This window comes from Allobacillus halotolerans, from assembly GCF_018967645.1.
Taxonomy (GTDB): domain Bacteria; phylum Bacillota; class Bacilli; order Bacillales; family Alkalibacillaceae; genus Allobacillus; species Allobacillus halotolerans.
Window position 1 is genome coordinate 25362 of the sequence record NZ_JAHLZF010000023.1, and the last position, 8926, is coordinate 34287.

Below are 8926 nucleotides of genomic sequence, written 5' to 3' on the forward strand. Positions count from 1 at the left end.
GATTATTTCTCCTTCCTGAAGATTAACCTTTTCAAGAAGTTTAACACCGGTTTCTTCCCACCCATTACTAACCCAACAATTTCTGCGATGATATGAATTAAAAGAAAAGAGAAAAACAACAAAAGTAATATGGCATTAAAAGGAGAGTAGCTAAATAATACAGCTATGATTCCGAATAATGCACTAAATACATAAATGACCATCACAGCTCCACGGTGTGAAAGACCAGCATCTAACAACTGATAGTGGATGTGTTTGCGATCTGCAATCATGACACTTTCTCCGCTCCTCGCTCTTCGAATAATCGCAAACAGCGTATCTAAAATTGGTACAGCGATAACTAGTAAAGGAATAATAAAGCTAAAGAGTGCGACATTTTTAAACAGACCGAGCATCGATATAACAGCAATCATATATCCTAAGAAGAGTGAGCCTGAATCACCCATATATATTTTTGCAGGATAGAAGTTATGGTATAAAAAGCCCATATTTGACCCAATGACAATAATACATAAAAATGCGACAACATAGTTTTGATCCATCATTGCCATCGCGAAAATACTTAATAAGGCAATTGTCGTTACTCCTCCTGCTAATCCATCTAAACCGTCAATTAAATTAATCGCATTGGCCACTGCAATAATCCAAATTAACGTCACGATAACACTTAAGTTCTGGAGATATATTTCACCAAAGAAAGGGATATTTATTTTATCGATTAATAAGTCGGAGGAGATAATGACAGTTGCAGCGAGAAATTGTCCCAATAGTTTTGCGACTGGCTTTAGATTGAATTTATCATCTAAGAAACCAGTAACTAACATAATTACACCACCGACAATAATAGCAATCTTATGGTCGTGAGCTGGCCAAAAGATAAGGTATGTAGTCATTACACCGATGAATATAGCAACACCACCTAAATATGGCGTTTCAGTTGTATGAATTTTACGGTTATCCGGACGATCGACAATTCTGAATTTAACAGCTAATACTCGTACGAACGGAGTGGTTAATAAGGCTACTAATAAGGAGATTGTAAACGCGATAAAAAGAAAAAAGAAAGTCATATGTTAACCCCTCGATTTATGCATCATTTATAAACCTAATCATAGCATAGCGAACGCTTGAATCAAAAGATATTATAGTCCCATAAGTTCTATATATCCATTGCAAAGATTGATAAATAAAACTATAATTGATAGAGTTAAAATTTTTATTCAGAGGGGAATAGAATGGGAAGAGTAGAAGAAAGAAAGCAACGTAAAAAAAAGCGTAGTAAAAAACGCTTATATATTATATTAACTGTTCTATTCATTGCTCTAGCGGGAGTTGTTTACTATATATATGAATCCATGCAAGCAGCTGGTGAATCATACAATGATCTAGATGGACGTGAAAAATCGGATTTACGTACAGAATCTGTTGCCTTAGGTAAGGATCCTAGCTCAATCCTCGTTATGGGGGTTGAAAACTATGAAGATCCTAATAGTCGAGGAAGAACCGATACGATGATGGTCCTGACTTTCAATCCTAAAGACAATTCCGTAAAGATGGTCAGTCTTCCAAGAGATACGCGGGTTGAAATTGCCGAGAGAGGCACGATGGATAAAGTCAATCACGCATATGCTTTTGGTGGTACGGAGATGGCCATTCATACAGTAGAAAAGTTTTTAGACATACCGATCGACTACTATGCGGAAATTGATTTCGATGCGTTTGTTAATATTGTCGATTTAGTTGGCGGCGTAACGGTTACCGTGCCATTCGACTTTGAAGAGAAAACAATGCATCCAGGATCTCGATGGGTCGAGTTCAAAGAAGGTGAACAACACGTAAGTGGCGAGGAAGCCCTTGCTTTTGTACGGATGCGGAAACAAGATCCAAGAGGAGACATCGGACGTAATGCCAGACAGCAAGAATTGCTCAAGTCCTTAGTCGATGAAGCTGTTAAATTAAGAAACGTTACTAAAATTGATGATCTCGGTAGAGTCATTGGTGAAAATGTAACCACAAATGTTAAAGTTTCGGATGGATTATCATTGTTTATGAGTATGAGCAGTTTTAGTAGTGATAACCTGGAATCTATTAGCTATGATACGAACCCACAACGAATTAATGGCATAAGTTATCAGATTCCGGTACAGGAGTCTGTTGAGGAAGTCAGGAATGCGTTAAAGGAACACTTAGAACTAAATTCTATTGAATCAAGTCAAACTCAAACAACAGATGTTGAAAGTGACCAAGCATCATAGAGCTATGGTCAACCTCTGTTGATATCATATACAAAACGAGCCGAACTATCGGCTCGTTTTTGTATGTAAAGTTATTCTTGTAAAGATAGATGTAATCCTAAACTCTTTGAATTAGGTTTAACAAGCGTGTAAATTTCTTTTTATGATCCACGTTTTTAGCGCCTGTTTCTATTGATGCCTGGTTACTTACCTTATTTTTCTTGAAGTAACTATAATAACTCATTCGATATGCTGCCGACTTGTGTTCAAATAAGGTAGTTGAAGGCCCAAAAAGAATTTCATAAAAATAAATTTTATCCTGTTTTGAAACAGCAACATCAAAACTTAGTATCATTAAATTAGATTTTGTTATTTCTTCTATTTTTTTCGCTAGCATTATTGAAGTATTTATAGCCTTTTCTGATAGTAGTTTTGATTCATTATTATTTGTGTTCATTTTTCTATGTAATCCATTAAGATCTTCAATTAAAGAACTGTTAACTAGATTCCATTCTCCTTCACCATTTTTCTGGAGGTCGATTCGATGTAACCTTGCTTGGTCATCAAAGGGAAAATATTTATATATCTTATAATTTTCATTACTTATGACCGATTGGAATAAAGTTTTTAGCTCTTTTTCATTGTAGGTCGTTATTTGGGAGAGCCGTTCAATGACGTACTTGTCTTCTTCTTGATTATGTATGATGTAAGGAGCTGATTTTTCTTTTGACAGAAAAATGATTACATCTTTACTTTCATCGATGAATTTCTTAAAATACTCAAATTGTTTTCTCCTATTGCCCTTAATGGCGATTTGCTGGAGAAATGGCTCATCTTCTTTTAATGATTCTTTAATTTTATTCGTTCCATATTTAAGAGGCTGGTACGAAAGAAATGAATGTTTACTTAAGAAATTCATTACTCTTCTATTTTTCTTTTTATAACAATAAGGAGTAACATCAATAAAGTCAGGAATATCAGATTCTATTTCTTTCCATTGGTCTCCTGTGAACTTTTGACCTTTTACAATCTGGTTCTCTATATCTATATCTTTAGGTCTTATATAGATAAAATCAATCGCATTCTTTATGCATTTGGATGCCGTTAGTTCAGCAAGCTTCGTCGGCTCCTTCGCATTACGCATGTAACCAACTTTCATGTTTATCTCCCCCGTTAATCCATTTAATATAAGTCTTATTACCTATATTATAATATATTCATAAGTATTTATCTATATAACAAAAAAAGTATAAAAAAGAGGCTGGGACATAACTAGTCTACAATAGTTAGAAATGGCGCCAATCATAAGTTTTAAATGATTGGCGCCATTTTTTGCTGGGTTTATATTGTAATATCCATTATGCCCACTGTTCATGGCTGCGTATTTTCGTAAATTTACAGCCATAAACGCAAAGCCTAATTCATTTTTCACTTTCGCTTTGCCCCTGACGGACATGCGAGTGAAACCCAAATTAGCCTTCAGAAATCCAAAAACTGGTTCTACATCAATTTTGCGTTTACCATAGATTTCGCCAGTTTTTTCTTCCGAAAGCTTTTTACGTGTATATTCTTTTTGTTGCTCCCATTTTTGATTATATAAAATTCTTCGATTGTTACCCTCTTTCGCTTTTGTGCACATTGAACGTAGAGGACAACCAGAACAGTCTTCACACTCGTAAACTTTAAATGATCTGGTAAAGCCGTAACAATCTGTCCGATTAGAGACATAACGGAACGTTAATCGTTGATTATTCGGACAAATAAAACAATCTTGTTCTTCATCATATTCCCAATTGTGTGTGTTGAACGGATCATTCTTATACTTACGTTGTTTTTCTTTTCGGTATTGATTGTATGTAATCAGAGGTGTGAGTGCACGATTTTCTATGATATCTGAGTAGTTAGCTTCACTGCCATATCCCGCGTCTGCGACGATAAAGTTAGGTAACTCAAAAAAGTTATCTTCGATATAATTCAAAAATGGTCGAAGTGTTCTTGTGTCTGTAGGATTTGGAAAAACATCATACGCAAGCGCAAATTGACCTTCGGTCGCCAGTTGAACATTATAAGCTGGTTTAAGTTGGCCATTCATCATATAGTCATCTTTCATTCGCATAAATGTGGCATCATGGTCTGTTTTGGAATAGCTATTTCGATCACCAAATATCTTCATATCCAATTGATATTTAAGTTTGCGCCGGATGAAATCCTGAAATTGCTTACGATATTGTTTAGGTTTTTTACGTTCAGAGCGAAGCCTTTTACGTTCTTGACCATCATCGTTTTCTTCAATTTCTTGATCATAGACTTGAACCTTCTCATCTAACTGATTCTCAATAGCGGATAATTCCTCAATGGAAAGTTCGTCGGAACTTTCTCGCTCAATTCCTGGAATGATTTCATCCTCTAATAACTCATCATACATCTGGTTAGACTTCTCAATTAAACTCGTACTAAACTTTTCTGTAGCTTTTCGCCAAACAAACGTAAATTTATTTGCGTTCGCCTCAATTTTAGTTCCATCAATGAAAATGGCTTCTTCCTCAATCAACTTGTTTTGAATAAGTTGACATCGAAATTGCACAAAACATTGGCGAATCAATTCTTTAACCTCTGGGTCGACTCGAAACCTGTTAATCGTACGATAACTAGGTTCGTAACCTTGAGCCAACCACATCATTCGCACACTATCTTTCACTAGTGCTTCTATTTTTCTTCCTGAAAATGTTGATTGAGTATAAGCACAGAGTATAATTTTCATCATCATTTTAGGGTGATAAGACGGACATCCCGTTTTACGGGAGAATTGGCTGAAAGCCTCATCAGGTATTTGTTCCACTAGATCATTGACCGTATAGGCGATATCATTTTTTTCTAATTTTACTTCTAAATCTAAAGGCAAAACCACTTGATTCATGTTATAATGTTTAAACATAAAGAATTCTCCTTTGTTGGTTGTTTTGTGGTTATTACAATTTTATCAAAGGGGATTCTTTTTGTTTATACAATTTTCAAATTTATTATAAAAAAGTTGTGAAGATCATCGATTCGATGAATCTCCACAACTTTTTATTTTACTGGGTTTTGTCCCAGCCTCCATTTTTATACTTAAAGGCTCCAATAGTGATACCCTCTATTAGTTGCTTCATCTCTATCTAGAATTTCTTTTATATCGATTAGTACCTTTTTATTTGGATTTTTGTATAGCTTATCAAAGTTGTCGAGATTGTAATTTGAGAATAATTGATGCCCAACAGCTACAACGATTGCATCGACATCTTTAATCTCACTCTTATCTACTAGATCAATGCCATACTCTCTTTTGACTTCTTCCTTATCTGCCATCGGATCGTGAACGACAACATCTATTTCATAGTCTTTTAACTCATCAATAATATCAATTACTCGGGTATTACGGACATCTCCACAATCTTCTTTGAATGTGAGTCCCATAATAGCTACTTTTGCTTTGCTGACGTCTTGTTTTGCATGTATCATTTTTTTGATAATATTAGATGCGACATACTTACCCATATCGTCATTAATTTTTCGTCCAGCCAAGATAATCTGTGAATGATATCCTAGTTGTTCAGCTTTATACGTAAAATAGTACGGATCGACACCGATGCAATGCCCACCAACTAAGCCAGGTGTGAACTTTAAAAAGTTCCATTTCGTACCTGCTGCGCGCAGAACCTGTTTTGTTGGTATGTCCATTTTATTAAAAACCATGGACAATTCATTCATGAAAGCTATATTGATATCTCTTTGGGAGTTTTCAATTACTTTTGCGGCTTCAGCAACTTTGATTGATTCTGCTTCATGGACACCAGCCTTAATAATTGACCCATAAAGTGAGGAGACTTCTTCCAAGGCTTCTTCATCTGATCCAGACACAATTTTAGTAATCTTCGTTAATGTATTAATTTTATCTCCTGGATTAATTCGTTCTGGTGAGTAACCCGCTTTAAAATCTTCTCCATAAGTTAATCCGGATTCTTTTTCAAGGATTGGAATACAGATTTCTTCTGTCGTCCCTGGGTATACAGTGGATTCATAAACAACAATTGAACCCTTTGTTAGATTTCGACCAATTGTTTCACTTGCTCCCGTTACAGGAGATAGATCAGGTGTTTTGTCTACGTTAATTGGTGTTGGTACAGATACAATAATAAACTTCGCTTCCTTAATTCTGTTTTCATCTGAGGTGAATTCCATTGTGGTCTGCTGGATTCCCTCGTCTCCAACTTCGTCTGTGACATCTATTCCGCCGCGATATTTTTGAAGTTTGGATTCATTTACATCAAAACCTATAACGTCAAAATGCTTAGCTAACTCCACTGCGAGTGGTAAGCCTACATAACCAAGGCCAATTACTGCGATTTTTTCTTGTTTTGATTGGATTTTTGAGAATAAAGACATATATTTTCCTTCCTTTTCGATTTTTGAATATCATCATACTTCATTATACAACTTTTATGGATCGATGCATAACTAAGAAACCTTAATTTGGAAAAAATAGAGCCATATCATTTAGATATGACTCACTCTATTTAGTACTTTCTTAAGAATTTATCTGCCATCCAGTAATTTTTACCGTTGATTTTAATTCTAACCCAGTTATATTCTATAGTCCCAGCTACAGCTCTTTCAGCAACGATATTACCCTTGGAATCTAAGCTCAAAGCAACAAATTCTCCTGGTGATAAGGATGCCACTGGAGAACCAGCTGTACCATTTGATGGTGCTGTTCTATAATTTACATTATCTCCATCACTATCATAAATTTCGTATAGATTTCTAATATCTAAATATGCTGAATGTACCCAGCCTACTCGGCTGTTATTTTTTACTTTAATCCAATTGCCATCATTATCCCCTAATGCTTCTAAAGAAGTACCAGAAGATAACATTCCATAGCTTTCATAACTTGTACTAGGGCCTTTGCGGAAGTTAACAGAGCTCTTAACTGTAGCAATTGTCCCCTCGGGATAACTAGTAGCCACATCTACTGGTTCGAAAGTAATTGTTACATAGTCAGAATGTAACCAACCTTCTTTCCCGTTGTAGATTGCCTTAAACCATTTTCCACCATTATCACCAATCAGCTCAATTTCTAACCCATTATCGATTGTTAAGATTCTTTTATAATCCGTAGAAGGACCTTCCCTGAAGTTCACATTTGCAGTTACTTCACCTAATGTTCCGGCCGAGAAGTAGTTTTCGATTTCTGGTATTGGCAATTGAGGCTCTGGTCTAGGTGGTTTGCTAGAGTCCGCCTTCGGTTGATTTTTGTACTGCGGAACTTCAAATCTTGTTAGTGAATCAAAAACAGATGACCCCAGCATACTATACATTCTTTCAGCCTGAATAATAGGCCACATAATGTGAGTAGCATACTGCTTGCCTCGTTGATTAGTCAATTCCACATTGTCCGGATCCCATTTCATTTTATACAAGGTGTTCTGTCCTTGAGAGATATAATTATTAGAAATATTTTTAGCTCCACCGATTACTGCAGATTCTGGAGAAAACCAGTCACGTTCGAAAGCGTAATTTACACCTCCGATTAATGGATTATCATCGTGCGCACCATAACCATAAAAGTTATAAACTACTTCATATACATCTTTATGGTTTTTGTTTCGGATAATATCTCCTTTTGAGTTTCTCACGATTTTACCACTTTTATCCACGCCCACTCCTAGTGCCAATGAGGATGTACCATTCCCAGTCTCGTGTAGTGCGTGTGAGATAAGATAGAATTCATTCAAATCATACAGTTCACCTGCTCGAATAAATGCTGATCCAGTATTAGCTAACATTCCCTTACCTTCTAAGTATTCCTTATTTAATTCTGAAGCTGAAATACTTGAAGATTCGTCAAGTAGCATAAATTGCAAATAGCCTGGTGTCCCTTTTGGAAAGTTAGCAGGATTTAAGTAATAACGAACATTAGCTTCATCGGCATTAATTTTTCCAGGACCATCATATTTAGGTAACCCGCTTTTCATTTGTATATCTACCATTCTGTCGAATGAATAACTATACTCCGTAGTTTGATTAGCTTCATACATAGAATTTATTTTATCTAAAGTGTTTGACTCAACTATTCCGCTAACTGGTAAGCCTCTGGCTCTTTGAAACTCTTTTACTTTTGTTTCAGTAAAGCCTCCAAAATAGTCTGTCACGATAATTCCACCATAACCAATTGCATTTAGTTTTCTCTTAATATCTTTTAGGTCCTGATGGCTTTTTCCAACTTGTAAAGGATGCTCATAAATATAATCTAATTGGTCCAGGGTTTCTTTGTTCGCATTACCAGTGACTTTCAAATCATAATAATCTTGGAATTCTCGAACTTTCTTTTCGGTAAAATTACCAAAGTAATTTGTTACTAAAATTCCATTGAAACCAACTCGGTTTAATTTCCTCTTCATTGTAGCAATGTTCGAATGACTATTTCCTTGAGAATATCCTTTAGCCGCTAGTTCATCAAGCGCATTAATAGTGTCTTGATCTAGAGCACCCGAGGAGGAAATACCAGCGAAGTCCTGAAATTCTTTAACCCGTTTCTCAGTGAAATCACCATAGTATGTTGAGACAATAATTCCGCCAAAACCTAAACTATTCAGTTTCTCTTTAATGTCAATTAAGGCAGAATCGCTTTGTCCTGGCCAAATGGCAGAATC

General features: G+C 35.7%; 6 protein-coding genes. 1 reads left to right on the plus strand and 5 read right to left on the minus strand.

Annotation, left to right across the window (positions count from 1 at the left end):
* Positions 1–2: 2 nt before the first annotated feature.
* Positions 3–1070, minus strand: a complete 1068-nt coding sequence (locus KQ486_RS12510; protein ID WP_216687815.1) for a glycosyltransferase family 4 protein — start codon at positions 1068–1070, stop codon at positions 3–5.
* A gap of 165 nt (positions 1071–1235) precedes the next feature.
* On the opposite strand from KQ486_RS12510, the gene KQ486_RS12515 reads away from it, so the two are divergent.
* Positions 1236–2255: an LCP family protein gene (locus KQ486_RS12515; RefSeq protein ID WP_216687816.1), complete on the plus strand. Its 1020-nt coding sequence runs from the start codon at positions 1236–1238 to the stop codon at positions 2253–2255.
* A 97-nt stretch (positions 2256–2352) separates the two neighbouring features.
* Here KQ486_RS12515 and KQ486_RS12520 read toward each other — a convergent pair whose 3' ends face one another.
* From KQ486_RS12520 to KQ486_RS12535, 4 genes are all read right to left on the minus strand, one after another.
* Positions 2353–3393, minus strand: a complete 1041-nt coding sequence (locus KQ486_RS12520; protein WP_216687817.1) for a hypothetical protein — start codon at positions 3391–3393, stop codon at positions 2353–2355.
* 72 nt (positions 3394–3465) lie between these two features.
* Positions 3466–5169 carry an IS1182 family transposase gene (locus KQ486_RS12525; RefSeq protein ID WP_246569324.1) on the minus strand — a complete coding sequence of 568 codons (1704 nt, stop codon included), beginning with the start codon at positions 5167–5169 and terminating at the stop codon, positions 3466–3468.
* Positions 5170–5342: 173 nt separating this feature from the next.
* A complete protein-coding gene (locus KQ486_RS12530; protein ID WP_216687818.1) occupies positions 5343–6656 on the minus strand; it encodes a nucleotide sugar dehydrogenase in 1314 nt (437 codons plus the stop codon).
* 131 nt (positions 6657–6787) lie between these two features.
* Positions 6788–8926: peptidoglycan-binding protein (locus tag KQ486_RS12535; protein ID WP_216687819.1), on the minus strand; the 2139-nt coding region annotated here is incomplete at its 5' end.